This is a genomic window from Hyphomicrobium sp. (assembly GCF_051860585.1).
Taxonomy (GTDB): domain Bacteria; phylum Pseudomonadota; class Alphaproteobacteria; order Rhizobiales; family Hyphomicrobiaceae; genus Hyphomicrobium_C.
This window is the reverse complement of record NZ_JBHYDS010000001.1, coordinates 623450-645060: the sequence shown is the minus strand read 5'-3', so window position 1 is coordinate 645060 and position 21611 is coordinate 623450. Positions and strand designations below refer to the sequence as shown.

At 63.7% G+C, this 21611-nt stretch carries 17 protein-coding genes and 1 pseudogene; 3 read left to right on the top strand and 15 right to left on the bottom strand.

The window, feature by feature from the left end:
* From ACTIFK_RS02925 to ACTIFK_RS02905, 5 genes are all read right to left on the bottom strand, one after another.
* Window positions 1-1645, bottom strand: a 1645-nt coding sequence (locus ACTIFK_RS02925) for a galactose oxidase-like domain-containing protein (RefSeq protein ID WP_439541535.1), incomplete at its 3' end; no start/stop codon positions are given.
* Window positions 1646-2083: 438 nt separating this feature from the next.
* Window positions 2084-4411: an FdhF/YdeP family oxidoreductase gene (locus ACTIFK_RS02920; protein WP_439541552.1), complete on the bottom strand. Its 2328-nt coding sequence runs from the start codon at window positions 4409-4411 to the stop codon at window positions 2084-2086.
* Between the two features lie 446 nt (window positions 4412-4857).
* Window positions 4858-5142 (bottom strand): hypothetical protein, encoded by a 285-nt coding sequence (locus ACTIFK_RS02915; protein WP_439541534.1) that lies wholly within the window; start codon window positions 5140-5142, stop codon window positions 4858-4860.
* A gap of 291 nt (window positions 5143-5433) precedes the next feature.
* Window positions 5434-7140: a methyl-accepting chemotaxis protein gene (locus tag ACTIFK_RS02910; RefSeq protein WP_439541533.1), complete on the bottom strand. Its 1707-nt coding sequence runs from the start codon at window positions 7138-7140 to the stop codon at window positions 5434-5436.
* Between the two features lie 218 nt (window positions 7141-7358).
* The gene (locus ACTIFK_RS02905; RefSeq protein ID WP_439541532.1) at window positions 7359-8666 is read right to left on the bottom strand and encodes an NTP/NDP exchange transporter; all 1308 of its coding nucleotides are present in this window, start codon (window positions 8664-8666) and stop codon (window positions 7359-7361) included.
* A 184-nt stretch (window positions 8667-8850) separates the two neighbouring features.
* Here ACTIFK_RS02905 and ACTIFK_RS02900 point away from each other — a divergent pair, with 184 nt between their 5' ends.
* Window positions 8851-10197: an amino acid ABC transporter substrate-binding protein gene (locus tag ACTIFK_RS02900; protein ID WP_439541531.1), complete on the top strand. Its 1347-nt coding sequence runs from the start codon at window positions 8851-8853 to the stop codon at window positions 10195-10197.
* Between the two features lie 68 nt (window positions 10198-10265).
* Window positions 10266-11513 (top strand): L,D-transpeptidase family protein, encoded by a 1248-nt coding sequence (locus tag ACTIFK_RS02895; protein ID WP_439541530.1) that lies wholly within the window; start codon window positions 10266-10268, stop codon window positions 11511-11513.
* A gap of 13 nt (window positions 11514-11526) precedes the next feature.
* Here ACTIFK_RS02895 and ACTIFK_RS02890 read toward each other — a convergent pair whose 3' ends face one another.
* From ACTIFK_RS02890 to ACTIFK_RS02875, 4 genes are all read right to left on the bottom strand, one after another.
* Window positions 11527-12306: a cobalamin-binding protein gene (locus tag ACTIFK_RS02890; RefSeq protein WP_439541529.1), complete on the bottom strand. Its 780-nt coding sequence runs from the start codon at window positions 12304-12306 to the stop codon at window positions 11527-11529.
* 13 nt (window positions 12307-12319) lie between these two features.
* Window positions 12320-12916, bottom strand: a complete 597-nt coding sequence (locus ACTIFK_RS02885; protein ID WP_439541528.1) for a hypothetical protein — start codon at window positions 12914-12916, stop codon at window positions 12320-12322.
* A 229-nt stretch (window positions 12917-13145) separates the two neighbouring features.
* Window positions 13146-14657, bottom strand: a complete 1512-nt coding sequence (locus ACTIFK_RS02880) for a DUF4332 domain-containing protein (protein WP_439541527.1) — start codon at window positions 14655-14657, stop codon at window positions 13146-13148.
* Between the two features lie 113 nt (window positions 14658-14770).
* Entirely contained in the window at window positions 14771-15649 is an 879-nt protein-coding gene (locus ACTIFK_RS02875) for an alpha/beta fold hydrolase (protein WP_439541526.1), read from the bottom strand.
* 52 nt (window positions 15650-15701) lie between these two features.
* On the opposite strand from ACTIFK_RS02875, the gene ACTIFK_RS02870 reads away from it, so the two are divergent.
* Window positions 15702-16550: a fumarylacetoacetate hydrolase family protein gene (locus tag ACTIFK_RS02870; RefSeq protein WP_439541525.1), complete on the top strand. Its 849-nt coding sequence runs from the start codon at window positions 15702-15704 to the stop codon at window positions 16548-16550.
* A 67-nt stretch (window positions 16551-16617) separates the two neighbouring features.
* Here ACTIFK_RS02870 and ACTIFK_RS02865 read toward each other — a convergent pair whose 3' ends face one another.
* From ACTIFK_RS02865 to ACTIFK_RS02840, 6 genes and pseudogenes are all read right to left on the bottom strand, one after another.
* Window positions 16618-17208: an outer membrane protein gene (locus ACTIFK_RS02865; protein ID WP_439541524.1), complete on the bottom strand. Its 591-nt coding sequence runs from the start codon at window positions 17206-17208 to the stop codon at window positions 16618-16620.
* An 888-nt stretch (window positions 17209-18096) separates the two neighbouring features.
* Complete coding sequence (locus tag ACTIFK_RS02860; protein ID WP_439541523.1) at window positions 18097-18438, bottom strand: carboxymuconolactone decarboxylase family protein; 342 nt, start codon at window positions 18436-18438, stop codon at window positions 18097-18099.
* A gap of 19 nt (window positions 18439-18457) precedes the next feature.
* Complete coding sequence (locus tag ACTIFK_RS02855) at window positions 18458-19288, bottom strand: quinoprotein dehydrogenase-associated SoxYZ-like carrier (protein ID WP_439541522.1); 831 nt, start codon at window positions 19286-19288, stop codon at window positions 18458-18460.
* A 21-nt stretch (window positions 19289-19309) separates the two neighbouring features.
* Window positions 19310-20230, bottom strand: a complete 921-nt coding sequence (locus tag ACTIFK_RS02850) for a quinoprotein relay system zinc metallohydrolase 2 (RefSeq protein WP_439541521.1) — start codon at window positions 20228-20230, stop codon at window positions 19310-19312.
* Window positions 20231-20372: 142 nt separating this feature from the next.
* Window positions 20373-20942, bottom strand: a complete 570-nt coding sequence (locus tag ACTIFK_RS02845) for a TetR/AcrR family transcriptional regulator (protein WP_439541520.1) — start codon at window positions 20940-20942, stop codon at window positions 20373-20375.
* 360 nt (window positions 20943-21302) lie between these two features.
* Window positions 21303-21611 (bottom strand): annotated as a pseudogene (locus ACTIFK_RS02840) (gamma-butyrobetaine hydroxylase-like domain-containing protein); the annotation flags it as partial.

Here is a 21611-nt window from a genome sequence, read left to right as displayed (position 1 = left end):
AGGCCAAACCGTCGGATGCGGCGTCGTTCGCTCCGACGTTGATCTCGAACGAGATCGAGAACGCGCTCCTGAGGTCGACCCGCGTTTCCGACATCACACTGCCGGATTTGTTGGCCCCGTTGGGCGTCAGAACGAGCGTATCCGAGTATCCGTCGTACGCCGCCCTGCCGTTCGTCTCGAGACCGACGCCCAGGTTCAGTTTTGTTGCGCCAGGCAAATAGAATGGCTGATCGACTTGAATGTGGACGGTCGACGCCACTGACGGCGTTCCGTCGTCGTCGATTGCAAACAGCATCCAATAGCCGGGCGTGAGCACGTTCGCGTTGTCAGGCAGTTCGACCGACAACGTGCCGTCTGCCAGCGTCGTGAAATGAAGCTCGATCCTTCGTGCAGACATATCGAAGGAGTGCGTCGTGGCGCCGAAGGCGAGGAGAGCCAATGTGTCGATCGAGTCAGGGCCGGTAACCGTGATCGTGAAGGTGTCGCCCGCGTGAAGTTCTCCGGGCGCACCGGAAATGACCGGCCTCACGGCGGGATTTCCCGAGGCGTCGAAGAGATAGTCCGGCGTATAGCGCTCTCCGTTGAGGTTCGTGACTGGCCCGGGCGCCCCGCCGCCAAGCGACAGAACCGTTCCGTCCGGCAGCAGCAGCGTCGTCGAGTGATAGAGGCGGGGAACGGTCGCGCTGTCGCCGATGGTCCAATCGCCGGTATCCGGATCCCAGATGGCGGCCGTGTAGTTGGGATTGGTGAGTGTGTTGTTGCTTGACGCGTCGACCGAGCTACCGCCCGTCAGCAGCACCCTGCCGTCCGGCAGCACGGTCAGGTTCGACCAAATTCGGTCGAGCCCGACGGCGTCGGTGCGCTGGAACGTCGGCGTGGAGCCGCTGATATCCATGATCCAGGCAAAGCCGTCGTTCGCCAGGATCAGCACGCGGTCCACGTCGAACATGACCGCCGGCTGCCACCACGCCGTGGTGAACGGCAGTTCTGCGACGGCGTGCACCGATCCGCTTCCGGTCGGGTCTATCGCATAGACGGTCGGGTCGCCGGGCTTGAAGGTGATGATCTGCCCGTCGAAAGCGACCCACGTTCGCGGATAGTTGGACGAGGTTTCGTATTCGTCGATATAGGCGCCGGTCAGCGTGCGCCAGCCGAGGCCCGGCGTGTAGATTTCCGAGTACCCGTTGTACTTATAGGTCTCGTCGCTGCCGCCAATGGCGAACACCTGGCCGGTCGGGAGCGAGATTGCCGTTCCATACCAGCGCGCGAAGTCCATCGGCCCAGTGGGAGAGGCTTGGATGCTGGTGTCTTGATAGCGATAGATGTTCACATCTGGCACGCCAGCGTTGGTCGAGCCGAGAGGACGCGCGTCTCCACCCACCAACAGAATTTCGCCTGTCCCCGGCACGATCACGGCGGCGCAGCAAAAAAGGTCTGTGGCGGTCGTGTGGGTGAGGGTGTTGTGCGTGTTCGTGACCGGGTCGAACACGTCGTAGTAGAGCTGCGCGCCCTGCTGTCCGCTTTGGTTGGAGCCGAACGTCAGCACTTTGCCGTCGGGCGTCAAAATTGAGTGGATGGCGATGAGCGGCCAGCTGAAAACATTGCTCCAATCGTCAGCCATGACGGCCGCCCGTCGCCAGCGCATGGCGCTTCGTGGAGTGATCAGGGCGCTTCGTTGAGTGGTCAGGGCAGCTCGTCACGATAAGCCACTCACGCTTGGTTTTGAGGTGTGGATTACACAGCCAGAAAATTCCCAATTTCCGAGAGGTAGCGCAAAGTACGTAGAGTCGACGTCAACCGAACGACCGAGTGCCCGAGTACGAAATTGGAAAAACGTTCCCAACTTAATGGGTAACCCGGCGATCCAAATCGCGCGCCGCTGATCGCCAAAAAATAGCAGTATTGCGTATAGTTAAGGGGCATCCAGACACGTTTTGAGTCAATGGCAATTCGTGGGTAGCGGCCTCCGCCGATTGACCTTCCGCGAACGTTGGCGTGCCGCCCGCAGCCACGATGGCGTCTCGATCGGCCGCTGTTCGCGGGCGGCTGCACGGCCGCGAGGCCGACCGAAGCCCTCCGCTCGCTACGCCGCCGCGCGCTTCACAGAAACGGGTACGGACTTGTAGGACGGCGTGCCGCTCCGCCGGTCGTAGTTGTCGATGGCGATGAGGTTGTTGGCCTCCGGATAATACGCAGCAACGGATCCCGCCGCGATGTCGAACGCCACGGCCGTCAAACCGGACAGCGTGCGCGGCGCTTCGTCCTCGTTGCAGAGCGTTTCGACATCGACGACGTCGCCATGCTGCAGACCGCGCGCCGTCAGGTCGGCAGCGTTCATGAAGATGATATCGCGACGGCCCGTGATGCCGCGATAGCGATCGTCGAGGCTGTAGATCGTCGTATTGTACTGATCGTGGCTGCGGACGGTAGCGAGCAGCAGAGCACCCGCCTGTTCGCACCGCGGATCCTCTTCGACACCGGGAGATACGAGGAACTCGGCCTTGCCCGATGGCGTCTTCCACACGCGCCGTGAGGCCGGCACGGAGAGGCGGAAGCCGCCCGGCTCGGAAACGCGCGCGTTGTAGTCGGAAAAATCCGGAAACACGGCTTCGATCTTATCGCGGATGCGCCCATAATCGGCGACGAGCGCCTGCCAGGGCACGACGGTATCGGGCAGGGTTGCCAGCGCCAGTTCGGCGACGATGGCAGGTTCGGATTTGAGCAGCTCCGAGGCCGGCTTGAGCCCGCCGGACGAGGCGTGCACCATCGCCATGGAGTCTTCGACCGTCACGCTCTGCCGCCCGGTTTCTTGGATGTCCAATTCCGTGCGCCCGAGGCACGGCAGCACGAAGCTCTGTTTGGCCAGCAGCAGGTGCGAGCGGTTGGGCTTGGTCGCGATGTGAACGGCGAGATCGAGTTTGCGCATGGCGGCGAATGTGACGTCCGGATCGGACATGGCGACGGCCAGATTGCCGCCAAGACAGATCAGCGCCTTCGATTGCCCGTTCTCGATGGCTTCGATGGCCGCGACGGCATTGTGGCCCTTCTCGCGAGGCGCGCGGAAGCCGAACACCTGATCAAGATTGTCGAGCAGGTCCTTCGACGGCACCTCCGTGATCCCGACCGTGCGGTCGCCCTGCACGTTGGAATGGCCTCGCAGCGGACAGATCCCGGCGCCCTCCTTGCCGATGTTGCCGCGCAAAAGCAGCAGGTTGGCGATCTGATGCACGTTCGACGTGCCATGACGATGCTGTGTGATCCCCATGCCGTAGCAGATGATGACGCGCTCGGCCTCGGCGTAAACGTCTGCGGCCGCCTCGATGTCAGCCCGCGTGAGTGCGGAGAATTTCTCGATCAGCGGCCAGCTGGTCGCGTCAATATCGGACACGAGGTCTTCCAAACCGCGCGTGTGGTTGGCGATGAAGTCCCGGTCGAGCAGCCCCGCGCGGCCGGCCGAGACCTCCGTGCGATCCTTGTCGATCAGCGCTTTCATCATGCCTTTGAGCACGGCCACGTCGCCGCCGATGCCGACTTGATAATAGGACGAGGCGATCGGCGTCGATCCGAGGGTCACCATTTCGAATGGATTTTGCGGTGCCGCGAACCGCTCGAGCCCGCGTTCCCGCAGCGGATTGAACACAACGATCTTGCAGCCGCGCTTGGACGCCTCTCGCAGCGTACCCAGCATGCGCGGGTGATTGGTGCCCGGGTTGTGCCCGATGCAGAAGATCGCGTCCGCGTGGTCGAAATCCTCGATGGTCACCGTCCCCTTGCCGACGCCGATCGAGTCCGGCAGCCCGACGCTCGTCGCCTCGTGGCACATGTTCGAGCAGTCGGGAAAATTGTTGGTGCCGAACTCGCGCACGAAGAGCTGATAGAGGAATGCGGCTTCGTTGGAGGTCCGGCCGGAGGTGTAGAACTCCGCCATGTTCGGATCGGGCAGAGCCTGGAGCGCGGCCCCGATCTGCTCGAACGCATCGTTCCAGGAAATCGGTTGGAACCTGTCCGTGGCGTGGTCGTAGACCATCGGATGCGTCAGGCGCCCCTCGCTTTCGAGCGCGTGATCGGACCACTCCCAAAGCTCTGAAACCGTATGAGCGGCGAAAAATTCGGGCGTAGCGCGTTTGCTGGTCGCCTCCCAGGCCACGGCCTTGGCGCCGTTCTCGCAGAATTCAAACGACGAGGTGTGCCGCGGGTCAGGCCACGCGCAGCCGGGGCAATCGAAGCCGGCCGGCTGGTTCATGGTCAGGAGACCCTTCACCTCGCGCGGTACGGCCATTTCGCTGCTGAGCGCGCGCGCGACCGCCTTGAGGGCGCCCCAGCCGCCGGCTGGCCCCTTGTAGGTCGCAACTCCGGTGACGGATTTTCTCTGTGCCGGCTGACGCGAGCCGCTGAACGGCTGGTTGGCCATATGCGGCTTCTGGTCGAACGTTTCGGCAGGCGCGGGCTTCGTGCTGATGTGCGCCGGTTGCGCTTCCTCGCTGTCGATCCCCGAAATCCGGTGCGGGTTCTTGGTCATCATCGACTCCCGATTTTTCCGAGCGCTGCGTGGCCTTTAGATGAGTGTCGCGTGCGCCGGAAACAAGCCTTTGCCCGTCGGGCGTGTCGCGCGCTTCATGCACGCTTCTACGCGCCGCGACATCGCCCGCGTCACCACCGACGAAAACCGGCGCCGGAAACCGGCGTCGAATTGGCAACCGCAGACGGCGCAGTGGTCGCCGCCCGCCGCGCTGTGTTCACTTCCGGAGCATAGAGGATCCGACGCCGCCGTGTTTCGAATAACAACGCAGCACGCATGCTTCACAGCAAAAAGCCCCGGCGCAAGCGCCGGGGCTCCGCGACCGGTAGAATTCGCGGTTAGTCGCAGATGGTCCGGTACCGGCCGCGCCGGTAAACGCGATAGCAATCGCCGTCATAATAATCGTCGTAGTAGCCGTAGCTGGGTGCGTAGACGCCGAACCGCAGCCCGCGGCCCCAACCGCCGTGATGATGGCCGAAGCCATGATGGCCATGGCCGAAACTGTGACCGTGTCCGCCAAATCCACCGTGCCCGAAGCCTCTGCCGGCCTCTGCGGTGGCGGTGAATGAAGCGGCGGCAAGCACGGCCGTCAGGGCCACGCCGGCCCGTGTGATCGCTCTCATGATCTGTCCTTTCTTGCGATAGCGGCTCCTCGACGGCGGCTCGGGTGAGGCGAGCCGTCCGGTGCCATTGATGAGAAAACGGCAACCCCCTAAGTAGGGTTTCACGTCATCTCAAAAAAAGGAGCGATATCGGTGTGCCCGCATGGGCAAACCGCATGGGCAAATCAAGAGGGATGCCTGCACGAGCGTGTGCGCGAGCCGGTGACGACGCCAGAAAACGGGAGGAGACAGCTGTCCCCTCCCGCCGATTTCTGATGCCGTAATCGCGATGTCACTTAAAGCGGAACGGCTCTAGGCGGCGCGGACCGTGCGCAGGAAGCTGTCGACCTGTTCGCGCAGCGAGCGGCTGTCGGACGACAGCTGCCGTGCCGACGAGAGCACCTGCGCCGACGCCGTCCCCGTGTCGCTCGCGCCCTGGCTCACGTCCGTGATCGACATGGCGACTTCGCTGGTTCCCTTGGCCGCTTCCATGACGTTGCGGCTGATTTCCTGCGTCGTGGCCGACTGCTGCTCCACGGCCGCAGCGATGGCGCCCGAGATCTCGGACATCTTTGCAATCGTGGTCGTGATCTCTTGGATCGCGTTGACGGCTTCGCCAGTCGCCGTCTGCATTCCGGAAATCTGAGCCGCGATTTCGCTTGTCGCCTTGGCGGTTTGCGCTGCAAGCGCCTTGACCTCTTGAGCGACGACGGCGAAGCCCTTGCCGGCGTCGCCTGCGCGCGCCGCTTCGATGGTGGCGTTGAGCGCGAGCAGGTTGGTCTGCGACGCGATCGTGTTGATGAGCCCGACCACGTTGCCGATCCGGTTTGCCGTCTCGGACAGTTGCGTGACCTGGTCGTTCGTCTTCGAGGCCTGATGGACGGCCTGCGCGGCAATGTTGCTGCTCTCCTGCACCTGCCGGCCGATTTCGGTGACCGTCGAGGCGAGTTGCTCGGATGCCGCTGCCACGCCCTGGACGTTGACCGAGGTCTGTTCCGAAGCGGCAGCCACCATCCCGGAACGCTGCTGCGTTGTCTCGGCAGTGGTCGTCAGAGACGTGGCCGCGCCTTCGAGCTGGCTCGATGCCCGGGAGACCGCATCGACGATGCTGCCGACGGCGCCCTGGAACGAGTCCGCCAGCTTGCGCATGTCGGCCTTGCGATTTTCGACGGCGCGCAACTCGGCGGCCTTCTGCTCTTCTTCGAGCCGGATCTTGTCGGCCGCATTGTCGCGGAAGACGACGGCGGTTCTGGCAACTTCGCCGATTTCGTCGCCGCGCTCTTGCCCGGCGATGTCCACCTGGAAATTGCCGGCAGCAAGGTTCTGCAGCACCCGCACCATGTCGCGGAGCGGCTTGACGATGCCGAACTGACTGATCACGAAGCCCATCGCGAGGCCAAGACCGATGCCGACCGTGGCAACGATCAGCATCATGCGGACGGTCCGATTGTACTCGTCGGTCGCCGCGGCAGACAAGCTGCTGACTTCGGCGTCCAGCGCTCCAAAGAGGTCCGCTAAAGAGTCACGCAGGGCCTGCACCTTCGTTGCACTCGCGGCTACGGATTGCTGAAGCTTCACGACCTCTGCGGTCGCGGTAAAGTCGGCGACTCCGGCGGCAACGGCAAACGTATCGTTCAGCTCTGTTTTATACGCGGCAAACGCAGCCTCGATGGCCGCGATATGAGCCGCGTCCTTTTCGCTGGTTCTCTGCTTTACTTTGTCGAATTTCTCATTGAACTGCTTGAGATCCGCATCGACCGCCTTGCGAACCTCTGTACGAGTCGAGGGCGTGGGATTGGCGGCCAGCATGTATTCGGCGCGATTGAGAGCGATCGCGTCACGCGTGAGCCGGGCCGCGAGCAGCGCGCCGCCAGCCTTCTTCTCCATGAGGTCCGTTGCAGCGTTGAGGCTGCCAAGAGAGGTGGTCCCGAAATAGGTGATCGTGATGGCGACCGCCGCCATTACACCGATAACCGCGAAGATTTTGGTCAAAACTCGGAATTGCGAAAGGAATGCCATGGCCCCGTTGATCCCCGAAAAGCAAAATGCGCACATCGCAAGTTGCATGAGCGCAGCGGCGCAAGAGCCGAGTACGCAAGCAATAATTGCTAGGGAAGTTTTGCCTGATAATGGTAAATGTAGTGTGTTCAATTTGATTGGATAAACGACGAATGATATTTACAAAAACAATACCGTTGCATCGTCATTTCGGCCCGGAAGTTGAAATGACAGGCGAATTAGCGGGCCATGTCCTGGCGCTCGCGCAGGGCCTTATCGAAACGCGATGCGATCCAAAGCCACGCGCCGGCAAGCGGAATGGATGCGACTGCGACCGCGGCGAGGGGCCAACCCATTGCTTTCGTCAAACCATTGAACACCGCGCCCGAGAGCGCGTCTCCGCCCCGGTAGACCACGGTGTCGATGAAGTTCTGCGCCTTATAGCGTTCGTCGACGCCGACCGCGGTGTACAGCACCTTGGTCGCCGGATTGGACAAGGCGAACGCTGCCACGCGTTCGGCGACCATGATGGCGGCCACGACATGCAACTCAGGCATCGCGGCGTAAAGGCCGAGACCCGCCAGCGTGAAGGCGGGGAGCACCGCGGCCGCCGCGCCAATCCCGAGGCGCGACATGATGCGCCCGGTCAGCGCCACCTGCACCAGCACGGTGAGCACGCTTGTGATCAGATCGCGTTCGGCGAAGAACTGGACGCGCGCCGTTGCGTCGAGAATCGTTTCGCCCGCAAGTCGCGCTTGCTCGAGATAGAAGAACGTCGAGAGAAGGTTCGCGATCAGGACGTAGAGCGCAATGCGCAGGAGATAGGGATCGCGCACCACGCGTTCCGCGCCTGAGAGGAGCGAGCGAAGCGTGGGCGGCGCGTCCGCCACGTTGTCCTTGGCAAGCGTCGCGGGCTGCGTTGCGCGCCTGAGCCAGATCGAGAGCGCCGCCGCCGCGAGCAGCGCGAGCCCCGACACGAGCAGCAGGTTCTCCTGCCCGACCACCGGCGCCAGGCCCCTCGCCGCGAAAGGCCCGAGCACGGCCCCCGTCGTCCCGCCGGCCGCAATGAACCCGTAGAGCCGTTTTGCCTGCGCGCTGTCGTAGAGATCCGACATCAGGATCCAGAACAGCGACACGACGAACAGGTTGAACACGCTGCCGAACACGAAGAACGCGCCACTGAATTGCGGCCCCGCGCCCGCCCGCAACGCGATCCAGAAGCCGAGCATGATCGCGACGAACACCGCGTATAGCGCGGGCAGGATCAACGCGCGCGAGAACCGCGCCACGAGCCATCCAAACAGCGGCACGGCTGCGAGCATCACCAGGAAAACGAGGAGAAACCAGAGCTGGCGCTGATCGGCTGTCGCTTCGGCACTGAAATTTTCCCGCACCGGCCGGATCAGGTAATAGCCGCCCAGCACAAGGGCGAACGTGATGAAGGATCCGGTCGCCGCAATGGCTTCGCCCGGCTCGATGGCGACGATGCGGCGCAGAAGCGCGTGCGCGGGCGAAGGATCGCCACCAGTGCTTTGATCGTGCGCCATGTCCCGCCACTTCCCCGTGCCAATCGCGCGTACGATAGCGCGCGGGATACATGCGTGCATGACGCATGCCGAGAACATCCATTGAACGTAAATGCGGCGGCGCGATGCGGCTTGGATATCCCGTCAGAAGCGGTAAGTTCCCGAAAGGGTTACGCCGCAACGGCCGCCGGTGGGGAAAGATCACATGCCGAGACGCACAATCGTCGCCACGCTGAGTGCCAGCCTCGTCGCGGCGCTCTCCGTTGCCTCCGCCGGCCCGTCCGATGCCGCCTATCGCTTGTGCGCCCTGCGCGACGGTCCGCGCGGACCGTGCACGTGCAAAAACGACGGCGATGGGCCCGGCCAGTTCACGACGGTCCCGAAGAGCCGCTGCCGGGCGGAGACACCGAAAGACGGCGCGGCCGTCGACGCGGCCACGCCCGTGGCGGCGCCGGGCGCTCCCGCGGCCAACGAACCCGCGAAGGCAGAAGCCCAGCAGCCGGCCGCCCCCGTTGCTCCCGCGATGACGGCGCCTGAATCCGTGGCCGCACCCGCGCCGCCGGAAACCACCGGAGCTCTTCCGGTGCCGCCCTCTGCGGGCGGAACCGGAAAGCTCGATCAGGTTCGTGCACGTGGCAAACTGATCTGCGGCGTCAACACCGGTCTGCTTGGCTTCTCCGCCAGAACCGACACGGGCGTCTGGTCCGGCCTCGACGTCACGTTTTGCCACGCCCTGGCTGCCGCGGTTTTCGGCGATGCCGACAAGGCCGAATTCGTGCCGCTCGAAAACAGCGAACGCTTCGACGCCCTGACCAGCGGCAGGATCGACGTGCTGTCACGCAACACCACGTGGACGATGAACCGCGAGGTCGATCTTGGATTGCGCTTCGCCGGCATTCTTTATTTCGACGGCCAGGGCTTCATGACGAGCGACGAGCGCGGCTTTGTTTCGGCCCAACAGCTCAACGGCTCGAAAGTCTGCGTCGAGGCCGGTACGACGACGGAAAAGAACATGGCTTTCTACTTCAAGGCTCATGAGATCGATGCGCAGGTCATGTCGTTTCCGACCCGCGACGAAACGCTGAAGGCCTACACATCCGGCGCCTGCGACACCTTCTCGGGCGATCGCTCGGCGCTCTATTCGTTCCGTGCCTCGCTGCCCGAGCCCAACAAGCACGCGATCCTGCCGGAAGTGATCTCGAAGGAGCCTCTGGGTCCCGTCGTCCTGAAGTCGGATGACGAATGGGCCGAGATCGTGCGCTGGACGCTCGCCGGACTGGTCAACGCGGAGGAAGTCGGTCTCGACCGCGCGTCCGCCGCAACGACCGATCCGTTGAACGACGACGCCCAGCGTCTCGTCGAAGGCGCGGGCGCGAGCGGCGAGAAACTTCGTCTCAGCAAGACATGGCTGCGCGAGACGGTCGCCGCGGTCGGCAACTACGGCGAGATATTCGAGGCCAATGTCGGGAAGGAAAGTCCCCTCGGCATGGAGCGCGGGCTGAACGCCCTGTGGAAGCGCGGCGGCATCTTGTCCGCGCCGCCGATGTGGTGAGGCGCGTATCGGTGCGGCCCTCTCAGGCGAGGCGCTCTTTGGCGGGATTCAAGGGACAACAGGTCCACATGCGTCAAATCCATTCTCGCAACCTCGGCAAGGCGCGGATCGGCGCGGCGGCGATCCTGGCCGCCTGTGCGCTGGCGCTCGGTTTGGCCGCGCCGGCCGAGGCGCAGCGGCAGCGCATCCCGCCCCCGGAGCCGAGCTCGATTGCGTGGATAAGCCCGGCTGGCATGGCCGAGATGAGCAACGCCATCGCCAGCTACCGGTCGATTGCCCAGGCGGGCGGCTGGCCGGCCCTGCCGGGCCGCGTCACGTTGAAGCTCGGCGATAGCGACGCCAACGTCGCGACCCTCCGTCGCCAGCTCCAGATGACAGGCGATCTGCGCAGCGGCGGAAACTCCTACGTGTTCGACGACGCCCTCGAAGCGGCGGTGAAACGCTACCAGCTCCGCAACGGCGTCGAGCCGAACGGCATCGTCTACGGCATCACGCAGCGAATCCTGAACGTGCCGGTTGAAACGCGCGTTCGCCAGCTCGAGCTCAATCTCGGGCGCATGCAGCAGCTGATGCCGAAACTGTCGGCGCCCCGTTTCGTGCTCATGAACTCCGCGAGTTTCGAGCTGCAGGCCATCGCCGGCGGCCGCGTCGAGCTGACAAGCCGCACCGTTGCCGGAAAGCGCGCCACGCCCACGCCGACCATCAGCGCCTCGATCCAGGCCGTCAACCTGCTGCCCTATTGGCACGTGCCGCAGTCCATCGCGCGCGCGGCGCTCATCCCCGCTGTCCGCAAGGACCCGGCCTACCTGTACAAAGAGCATATCCGCGTCTTCTCGTCCTTCGGCGGCGAGGAGATCGATCCGGCGCTCGTCAACTGGTGGGGGCCCGAGGCCGAACGCTACGTTTTCCGGCAGGACTTCGGCCCGCACAATGCGCTCGGAACGATGCGCTTCGACATGCCGAACAAAGAAATCGTCTACATGCACGACACGCCGATGAAGACGCTGTTCGACCAGCACGAGCGCGCCTTCAGTGCGGGCTGTGTCCGCGTGAAAAACTATCTGGCCTTGGCGGAATGGGTGCTGGCCGGCCAGAACGGCTGGACGCAGGATGCGCTCGCGTCCGCCATCGCCGGCGGGCAGCGGGCGACGCTCAAGCCGCCTGCCGCGGTGCCGGTCCATTTCGTCTATCTGACGGCGTGGTCGGAGAACGGCGTCGTGCAGTTCCGCAACGATCTCTACAACCGCGACGAGGGCGCCTTCGACGGCGGCGAGCAGGTCAGCTCCGCTCCGATGACGATGTCGGTTGCGCCGTAGCGTAACGCGCCGTTCAGGCAAGCGCGGCCCGAATGGCGTCGAGGCCATCCGTTAGGGCGGCCGGCCCAGGCTGCAGGATCAGCGGCGACTTGATTTCCACGATCCGCCCAGCCGCCACCGCCGGCACGGCATCCCAACCCTCGCGCGCCTTGAAGCTGTCCGTGCGGACCTTCTTCCCACACCACGACGCCAGCAGCACGTCCGGGCGTCGCGCGATGACCTGCTCCGAGGTGACGATCCGGTCCTTGGCGGCGGCCTGCGTGGAGAGATCCGCGAAAATGTCGGTGCCGCCCGCGATCTCGATCAGCTCCGACACCCAACCGATGCCGGAGATCATCGGGTCGTCCCACTCCTCGAAGTAGACGCGTGGCCGGTGGGTGCGGCTTTCCGTTTGGCTGGCGACATCGCGGACGCGCGCCTCGAGACCGCTTGCGAGCGCCTCGGCCTTGTCCGGGCAGTCGATCAGCGCGCCGAGCGTCCGGATCATCGCGAAGATGCCGGAGAGGTTGCGTTGATTGAAGAGGTAGACGGGCAGGCCGCGGCGGGCGAGATCGCTCACCACCTGGGCCTGGATGTCCGAGAACGCCAGGATGAGGTCGGGCTCGAGCGCCGCGATGCGGTCGATGTCGGCCGACAGAAACGACGAGATGCGCGGTTTTTCTTTGCGCACCTGCGGTGGGCGCACCGCATAGCCGGAGACGCCCACGATGCGGTCCTGTTCGCCGAGGAGATAGAGTGTTTCGACCGTCTCCTCGGTGAGGCAGATCAGGCGGCGAGCGGGATAGCGCCGCACTGCGTTCTTGGCCTTACGCCGAGACGGCGGCGGACGGCGTTGCCTGAGCCGAAGCGCGCCGCTTGGGCGCGATCACCGAAAGCGCGACCGCCGCACGATAGACGAGGGCAAAGCCGGCGTAGGCCACGGCGTTGATCGCGAACACTTCCGCAACAACTGCAGACGTGAAACCGCTCGACGGATCGGTGAAGGCAAGACCGCCGAGGTAGAGAGCGGCCTGATAGCCGGCGAACGCGACCAGGAACGTGACCACCCAGCCGGCGAGGGCCGGGACGTTGGCGCGGGCAGCCGCGCGTGCCGCGAAGTAGCCGACGAATGCGGCGAAGCCGATGGCAGCACCCCAGAGATAGGTCTCGGCGGTGTGCGGGTAGTTGAGCAGCAGGAAGCCGACCGCCTGATTGATGACCCAGGCGAGCCCGACGAGGATCAGGCCGTCCGTGCGCTCCATCTTGAGGGCGGCGAGGGCAGCGACAGCCGCAAGCGGCGCGGCGCACGCATAGCCGTAGCTGCCGATGACGGTGAGGCCCGCGATGAGCGCGATCCAGATGGCCGTTCCGGCGGCGGTCTGCGAGGCGGCCGAAGCGTTGGTGGCGGCGGGTGCGTTGGTCACGGTCGTGTCCCCTTATCGTGTGTCCGGTGCGGTGTATTGAGGCCGGCCATAGCGCCCGGAGGCACCCGGCTCAGGTTCTTCCCCAAGGGATAGGCCGCCAGCCGGAAGTGTCAATCCGTAAAGTCGGCGCGAGGATGGCCTCGTGGCTCGGGAGCGCCCGCCCATAAGTCTCAACATGCGGCTCAAAGAGCGGCCGTGCGTGCGCCGGATGGCCTGGAGCGGCGGCCGGTCAAGCAGCCCGCGCCGTCTTTGCCGCAGCCAGCCATCCCTTGATCCGCTCGAGATCCGGCGGCGTGCCCTCGCGGAGAATACGCTGGCCCGCTGCCGTGGCCGCAAAGGCCAACACATCCGCGCAAAGTGAGACTTCGTCGGCGCTGGCCAGCGTCTCGGCGTCACGATACCCCGCCTGGGCCAGCAACTCGGCGTGCCCGCCGCGCAAGCCCGGAATATCGAGCATGAGCCGGCACTGATCCTGCCACAGGGCGATGGTGTCCGCCGTGATCGACCGCGAGTTGAGCCCCGAGGCAATGGCATCCGGTGCGGCCGACAGGAAGTCCGCCACGGACGTCACCCCGAGCGGAGCCATCCGGTCCGCCGTCTTGGGGCCGATCGACGGCGCCCGCTCGATGGCGTCGGCCAGCGTCAGATAGTGCTTCGTTGCCGATGACCGGGCCGACGAACGCGCTGGAGCGTTGCCGATGTCTATGGGGGCTGCGCGGCCGCCTGCGGATGCGGGCGGCGGAGCGGCAGCCTTCGAACTGGCGGCCTGGGAAACAGACGTCGGCACGACCTGCAACGCCGCCGCGCGGTGCTCCGCCCGCTGGGCGAGGCGCGGCGCCTCGATCTCGACGGCATAGAGATCCTGCACGACGCGGTCGTCCTCGGGCAACGTCGCGTACACCCGCCCGGTCGTGACCAGCTCGTCGTACATCGCCGTCACGACGCGCCGGTCCTCGGCGTCCGCCAAACGCTTGGCGAGCGCCTTGGCCGGGATCTTGATCGCGGCCAGAACGGTATCGAGCCCGAGATCGACGTCCGGCGGCACGGCGCCCGTCTCGACAAAGGCGCGGTCGAGCGCGCAGGCGAACGTCGCCGCCGCGTACACCACGAGATCGCCTAGGATTTTACGGCTGAACCCGTCCAGACCCGCCGGCGGATCGATGACGCCCGCCTTCAGATCGTAATGCGCAATCAATGCCTCGTAGTGCGCGTTGGCTTTTTCAGCGCCACGGCAGACGAGATCGCGCAGCCATCCCGGCCCGTCGCCGGCCGTCACGATGAAATCGCCGGATGTCGCGAGCCCCTGCGCCCGCAGCGCATCGTACGAGCGCGAGATCGACCACTCGGCCGCGCGGTGGATGCTGTTTTCGGCCGCGGACTGCGCGGTATGGAAGGGCTGGATAGGATCGGTGATGTAGTGCGACAGCACGCCTGCGCTCCACGCGGCGGCCTCCCAGTCCTCGGCCCTGAGCGCCGTGCACAGCTTGGCGTACCACTCGTCCGCCTTGCCGAGCGCGCCGCCCCAATATGCGTCGCGCACATGCAGCACGTGGTTCTTGAAGTCCTTGAACTGGTCGTCCGGCGCCTTGGAACCCGCGAGATAGGTCTCGGCATGCTTCAGGAACAGGCGCTGCCAGCGCTCCGTCTCCGGGCTCGTCAGCTGCTTGAGCGCATCGAGCGCCAGCTTGTGGTGCGTGCCCTTGGCGTGCGCCGCGTAGATGATCCGGAACAGCAACGACATGCCGAGCCCCCGTTTTCGAATTGCGTCTCTGCAACCTGGGCCGAGTCGGGGTCTCACGGAAAGGCGCGGGCGGACATCCCCTGTGCATGGCGCGCCTTGAATCGGCGCGTTGCTCACAGGAATTCGAGCAGCGCTTTCAACGTTTCCTCCGGCGCTTCCTCGGGCAGGAAGTGGCCGCAGTCGACGGCGTGCCCGGTGACGGTGGAGGCCGACCGGGCCCGCCAGATCCCCAGGACATCAAACGTCCGGCCGACGATCCCGCGCCCGCCCCACAGCGCCAGCAGTGGCATAGTGAGCCTGTCGCCCGCCGCCGCGCTCGCCGCATCGTGGTCGAGGTCGATGCTCGCCCCCGCGCGATAATCCTCGCACGCCGCATGAACCGCGGCCGGATCGAACGAGGCTTCCACGTAATGGCGGAGCGTGGCCTCGTCGAAGGCGCCGTCCGTCCGGCCCCAAGATGCAAGCGTGTGGCGGATGAAGTGGTTCGTGTCGTTGACGATCATCCGCTCGGGAAAGTCAGCCGGCTGGATCAGGAAGAACCAGTGGTAGTAGGCCGTCGCGAAGGCTTTGTCGGTTGCCGCGTACATGTCCGCCGTGGGACAGATGTCGAGCACCGCCAGCCGCTCGACCGCGGCCGGATGATCGAGCGCGAGACGATGCGCGACACGCCCGCCCCGGTCGTGCCCGACGAGCCGAAAGCGCTCGAAGCCGAACGACCGCATCACGGCCACCTGGTCCGCCGCCATCGCACGCTTGGAATAGGCCGCATGTCCCGGCCCGCCCGGAGGCTTGCTTGACCGCCCGTAGCCGCGCAAATCGGCCAGCACCACCGTGAAGTGCTCCGCCAGGCGCGGGGCGATCTTGCGCCAGCACAGGCTCGTTTGTGGATAGCCGTGCAGCAGCAGCACCGGCGGCCCCGACCCGGCCGTCCAGGCTGCGATCTCAATGCCGTTGCCCACCGGAACGGTGTGTGATGTAAAGCCTTCGAACATTTGGCGGACCTCCCGCCCGACTTTAGGCAATGCGAGAATTCGAGGGAAGACAATGAAGCTGGTGCGGTTCGGACAGAAGGGTGCGGAGAAGCCCGGCCTTGTCGATCAGGATGGCAAGATCCGCGATCTGTCGGAGCACGTCGCCGACATCACGGGCGAAACGCTGGCCCCGGAGATGCTGGCGCGGCTCAAGGCGCTCGATCCGTCGGCTTTGCCGCTCGCGCCCGAGGGTGTGCGCATCGGCCAACCCGTCGCGCGGCCGTGGAGTTTCATCGCCATCGGTCTCAATTACGCCGACCACGCCAAGGAAGCCGGTCTCGACATCCCGTCCGAACCGATCATCTTCAACAAGCTCGGCAACACGGTCTCCGGGCCCTTCGACGACGTGATCTATCCGAAGAACTCCGACCGCATGGATTGGGAGCTGGAGCTGGCCTTCGTCATCGGCAAGCGCGCGCGCTACGTCGAGGAGAAGGACGCGATGGACTACGTCGCGGGCTATGCCATCTGCAACGACGTGTCGGAGCGGCGCTTTCAGATGAAGCGCAACGGCCAGTGGTTCAAGGGCAAGGCGGCCGAGACGTTCGGCCCGCTCGGGCCATGGCTCGTCACGACGGACGAGGTGCCCGATCCCTCGAACCTCAAGATGTCGCTCAAGGTCAACGGCGAGGTGAAGCAGCAGGGCTCCACGGCGACGATGATCTTCTCGATCCCGTATCTGGTTGCCTACGTCACGCAGTTCTGCGTGCTGGAGCCCGGCGATGTGGTCACCACCGGCACGCCGCCCGGCGTCGGCTCGGTTATGAAGCCGCCGCAGTATCTCCAGGCCGGCGACGTGATGGAACTCGAGATCGAAGGCCTCGGCCTCCAGCGCCAGACCGTAGTGCCGTTTACGGGGTGACGAACGCGCGTAGGAAGAGCTAGAGAAATTCGCCCGCCTCCCGCGAAGGGAAGGCGGGCGTTTCTGTTTATTTGAAGTGGTACGAGAGACCGGCGCGGATGACGTCGATTTCTCCGATGTCGTCGCCCGAGTTGCGCGCCCAGTAATGAAGGCCTTCGACGCGGCCGCTGAAGTCCTGCGAAAACTTGTACTCGACGCCACCGCCAACAACCGCTCCGCCCACGTCCGTTGTCTTGGTTTGCGTGCCGAAACCAACAAAAGTGGTGCTGGCATGCAGCTCGGACCAGTTGTACCCGGCCGTTGCGAACAGCAGGGTGTTCCGGCTCGCAAGCCAGCCTAAACGGCCGCGAACGCTCGCGACAAATTCGGTATCTACCGCCATCCTGAAGAAAGCGTCGCCTTGGCTGTAAGACGCGCTGGACCAGTCGAAATCAGCCTCGACACCCAGCAGCACCGGCCCGGAAAAGTGATTGTAACCCGCATGCGCGCCGATTACGCCGCCGTCCATTTCGATCGGCGTATCAGTGTCGAAATCCAGATAGCCGCCGTGGACACCGAGATAGAACCCGCTGAACTCGGATGTCTGCGCGTTGGATGCCGAAACGCTGAATGCCAGCGCGATGGCTGACACGGCTGAAAGTGCAATCGCCCGTCGCATGATTCTGTCCCCCGACTCTGATCGACATTGGATCTCTGGATCGCGGAGCGTCAGCGCCGCGCCAGATTAATGACGTGATCGCATCATTAGGACGCGATCATCATCCATGCGGTCAGTGATTCGACAGCTTGTGTCCAGTTGGCTGGAAGCGATTAGCGGGAATGAGCCAGCAAAATCCGCCCACTCCGACAATGCAGTCAGTCTACAAACTAACGTTCTGAGAAACCGCGCCGCCTACCTGCTCAGCCCCTTCGCCTTCAGCTCGGCGAGGTATTCGCCCCACTTCTTGTCCTTCTGCAGCGACAGGTCGTGGTGCCGTTTACGGGGTGAGCGGGTTCACAAGGCATGGCTTGATAGCCGCGAGGACTCGGTCTCGCGTGCATTTTACGAATGGTCTCAAAGAGCGGGTGGTGCTGAGGTCTTGATCCCCTTCCGGGGAGCGGAGCGGCAGGCCGTGGGAACAACGCGGGATGCGGCCCACCTTCACTTGCCCGCCTTCGGCAGGACCTCGCTCCGCTGCTGCTCACGCCATCGCGAATTGATGTCCGAACGAGTGGACCCCGCTATGACGCAACCTCACCGGCGCGAAGGCGTCATGCTGAAAGCATGTCTCCGACATGACCCGAACATCCACCGTGCACACGTTGGCTTTCACGGTCCATCCAACCGAGAAATCCGCTCCGAACCTTTCCAGCCTAGCTGATGGTACCAGTTTGAGGGAGGCGCAGCTCCTACTCACCAAACGTCCAGCTCACGCCGGCCCCGGATGAGCGGGATGCGGTGAGCGTATGCGGAGAATGGGGAGGCGGGGATAACGTTTTGTGGATGTCGGCTGAGGGCCAGGAGCAGAAGTGGAAGGCGCTCATCACGCCTTCCACGCGACTTTTGCTAAGCGGCTGCATCTACGGCATCTAAAGCGCGCGCTGAGTAGACGAGTGCCGCTCCTGCATTCATCGCAATCGCAACGCCGAGCGCCTCGGCGATTTCCTCTTTGGTCGCACCGTTCTCCACCGCCTTTTGGGAATGCACCGAGATACATCCGTCGCATCGCGTGGTCACCGCCACCGCAAGCGAGATCAGCTGCCGGGTCTTCTCGTTCAGATGCCCGGTCTTGGCGCCCGCTCCGGTTGCCATCAGATACCCGCCCACGGAGTCCGGCGAGAGTTTTCCCAACTCACCGATCCGGCCCAACAGTGAATTGCGGTAGGTCTTCCAATCCATCAACGACATGTGCTTACTTTCTCCTCTGTTATTGCGCGACGGCGATCTGCGTGGAGTGGGCAACGAAGGTCGTCTCGTCGGTATCGATCGAGGTCACGTCCAGGGCGTTGTCCTTTGCGTTCTCGTAGGTGAAGCGGAAGTTTGGATTGGCAGAGAGGGAAAAGCTGGTCTCCGCCTTAAAGACTAGACCGCTTCCACGCGTCACCGTGACCTCGCGGATAAAGCGAGCCGGAATGTAGGCCCGTGTTGCCGGATCCATCTGCAATCCGTTGTTGTTAGGATGCTTGATCATGATCTGCGCCTCGCGCAGCGCCGCGGTTTCGACAGCGGGATCGAAGCTTTTGACTAGGGTCTTCCCGAGGTCGTCATTGGCTCTGTCGGCATCCTTTGGAGCCGGCGCGGCGCAGCCCCCGGATGCCTTCACAAAGGCTTTGTTCATGTGCAGCACGCCGTCTTCCGTTTCGACGATCGCGTGAACGAAGGAATACATGTCGATCCGCACGCGCGTCGTAAAGCGGCGCTCCCCGCCGCCTTCTCCTGCCGCCGGACCAAAGGTCAGCGTGAGCGCCACGGGCGCCGGGTTCTTGTCGATGATCAACCACATCGACTTCAATGGACCTTTGACGGTTGGCGGAATGCGGACGGTGATCGGAACAACTGCGGCGTCTTCTGCCCGCTCCGGAGCATCTATGACGACGACTCCGTCGTTCTCCTGGATTGGGCGCGATCCGAACACCTCGCTCTGCAACGACGGCCAGATGTCATCTTCGGCGCGAGCCGTGCCGTTCATGTAAATATTAAAGCCCGCCATCACGATGACGGCCGCAAATCGACTGAGTGAGTGCCTGCTCGTTTCCATTGAGATGAGTCTCCTCTCTTCTTATTCCCATTCAAGTTCTGCGAAAGCGGTTGTCACGTTTCGGACGTGGTACTGGTCGAACATCTTCCAATTGGCACGCTCGGATTGCCCGACAGTTTTTGTCGCTTCCATCAAGTCTTTGCCGTCCTTGATGAGCCTGCGCACATCGGACGCAACGATCGACCAGTACTGCTTCTCCGGCATGATGGCGCCGGGGAGTTGCATTGCATGAGGACCGTGTCCCGGAACAACGCGGGCCGCTTTGCGTCCTTCGAGCTGCTCGATCAGCGATAGCCAGCCCCGAAGAGAGCCGTCGAGCGTTGGGATGTGGCCAGAGAACAGCAGATCGCCAAAGAACGCGGTTTCGGTTTTACTGTCGGTGATGATGAGGTCGTTGTCGGTGTGGGCAGTCTTCTGCGCCTCGCACAAGAGGGATCTTCCACCCAGATCGAGGGTTAGTGTGTCTTCCACGTTCAGCGTTGGTAGGATGATCTCAGAGCCCGCGAAAGCGTCCTCGCCAAGCATGTCCTTGCTCGACGCCATATAGCTTTGGCTCCGTGCTTCGAGCCCACGCCTGAGCTTGTGATGACCGACGTACTGCGGATTGTCTTCCTTGAAGGCCGCATTGCCGAACACATGGTCCGGATGCATGTGGGTGTTGATGACGTAGCGGATCGGTTTGTCGGTGATGGCCTTGATCGCGGCCCGCAACTCACGTCCGACCTTGGCGCTGCCGAGCGTATCGATGACAGCGACGGCGGCGTTGCCGATGACGAAGCTGGCGTTGGACATGTCGCCGCGATTTTCGGGTGATTGCAGCTCGTAGCGGCCCTGATGAACGAATACGCCGGGCGCAACTTCACTGACAGATAGTATGGTATTCGCCAGGGCAGGCACTCCGCCGACGAGTGGGGCGACCGTGAAAGCGAGCGCGGATCTCAAGATTGTTCTCCGGCAGGTGCACCGGCTAAGCACATGTGTCAGCGCGTTGGTCTCGTATTCGCTGGACGCGCCTGGGGCTTTCAGTTGCGACGATGTGCACATAGCCATCCTTCCAGTAGGTAGGTGCGCCGGACAAAAAATTTTACGTGGTTAGTCTCTCCATGGCCTGCCGATAGGCGGGCTTAACAAGCGACGGATCTTTCAAGGCCCACGCTACGATGCTTGCGCCTTGTAGCGTGCTGAGAAGCAACAAGGCACAGCCCTTGGGGGTCTGGCCGCCTTCGATCTCTCCGACCGCGATTGCGGCAGCAACAACCTTTTCGAGCCATGTGAGATGAAGCTCGAAGAACTTTTTGACACGCTGCTGCATGGAGACGGGGAGATAGGCCGCATCCGCAGCAAGCGCGCCGCACAGGGGCATTTGTCCGTCCTGCAAGCTGGTCGCGAATAAGTCGCCGTACAACAGAAGCTTTCGTTTCGGACTGACCGAGCGTGCCGCCAGCGCTTCCAGCTCGGCGATGAACCGCTCAAGATAAGCGTCGATGAGGGCTGTTCCCAAGTCTTCCTTGGTCGGGAAGTGATGGTGGATACTGGCTTTGCGGATGCCAACGCGCTCCGAAAGATCCGCGTAGCTGAACGCGGCATAGCCCACCGTACGGATCAGCGCTTCGGCTTCGGAAAGCAGGGCGGACTTGGTATCGACATGAGCCATGGCTGTATCTACCTACTACATGGTAGGCTGTCAAGCCGGTGTTTTGTTTGATGCGCGACGCGATGGTCTAGGGTGCATGTCTGCTTGGGGTCAAAAGCAGCCGTCAATGGGCTTTCAAAAAATAGCAAACTGGCCGCCCCCTTGTCCTCGCCTTCGCCCCTACCGCGACAGCCCCTTCGCCTTCATTCGGCCCGTGCTCTCTTTCCCCTCCCCCTGGCGGGGAGGGGTCAGGAGTGGGGGGACGATCCTTGCGCAGTGGTATAGAGCGATACTCCCGGCTTTTCACCCCACCCCGCGCTTCGTGCGACCCTCCCCGTCGAGGGGAGGGTGAGCGAAGCTTGGTCAGGCGTGTCGAGCGTCCTACCGCTCTAACCCCTTCGCCTTCAGCTCGGCGAGGTATTCGCCCCACTTCTTGTCCTTCTGCAGCGACAGCATGTGGAGGTAGCTCCACGTGAACAACCCCGTGTCGTGCCCGTCGTCGAACACGATGCGCACGGCGTAATTGCCCACGCCGCGCAACTCGCGGATCTTGACGTTCTTCTTGCCGCCGACCGTCACGCGCTGCTCTTTCGAGTGGCCTTGCACCTCGGCCGACGGGCTCAGCACGCGCAGGAACTCGGCGGGCAACTCGTGATTGTCCTTGGTCGCGAACGCGACGCGCAGCGCTTC

Bases quoted from the DNA above. Each gene is read 5' to 3' on its own strand.
- ACTIFK_RS02920 (WP_439541552.1), bottom strand. From the start codon at position 4,411: ATGGCCAACCAGCCGTTCAGCGGCTCGCGTCAGCCGGCACAGAGAAAA.
- ACTIFK_RS02915 (WP_439541534.1), bottom strand. From the start codon at position 5,142: ATGAGAGCGATCACACGGGCCGGCGTGGCCCTGACGGCCGTGCTTGCC.
- ACTIFK_RS02910 (WP_439541533.1), bottom strand. From the start codon at position 7,140: ATGGCATTCCTTTCGCAATTCCGAGTTTTGACCAAAATCTTCGCGGTT.
- ACTIFK_RS02905 (WP_439541532.1), bottom strand. From the start codon at position 8,666: ATGGCGCACGATCAAAGCACTGGTGGCGATCCTTCGCCCGCGCACGCG.
- ACTIFK_RS02900 (WP_439541531.1), top strand. From the start codon at position 8,851: ATGCCGAGACGCACAATCGTCGCCACGCTGAGTGCCAGCCTCGTCGCG.
- ACTIFK_RS02895 (WP_439541530.1), top strand. From the start codon at position 10,266: ATGCGTCAAATCCATTCTCGCAACCTCGGCAAGGCGCGGATCGGCGCG.
- ACTIFK_RS02880 (WP_439541527.1), bottom strand. From the start codon at position 14,657: ATGTCGTTGCTGTTCCGGATCATCTACGCGGCGCACGCCAAGGGCACG.
- ACTIFK_RS02875 (WP_439541526.1), bottom strand. From the start codon at position 15,649: ATGTTCGAAGGCTTTACATCACACACCGTTCCGGTGGGCAACGGCATT.
- ACTIFK_RS02870 (WP_439541525.1), top strand. From the start codon at position 15,702: ATGAAGCTGGTGCGGTTCGGACAGAAGGGTGCGGAGAAGCCCGGCCTT.
- ACTIFK_RS02865 (WP_439541524.1), bottom strand. From the start codon at position 17,208: ATGCGACGGGCGATTGCACTTTCAGCCGTGTCAGCCATCGCGCTGGCA.
- ACTIFK_RS02860 (WP_439541523.1), bottom strand. From the start codon at position 18,438: ATGTCGTTGATGGATTGGAAGACCTACCGCAATTCACTGTTGGGCCGG.
- ACTIFK_RS02855 (WP_439541522.1), bottom strand. From the start codon at position 19,288: ATGGAAACGAGCAGGCACTCACTCAGTCGATTTGCGGCCGTCATCGTG.
- ACTIFK_RS02845 (WP_439541520.1), bottom strand. From the start codon at position 20,942: ATGGCTCATGTCGATACCAAGTCCGCCCTGCTTTCCGAAGCCGAAGCG.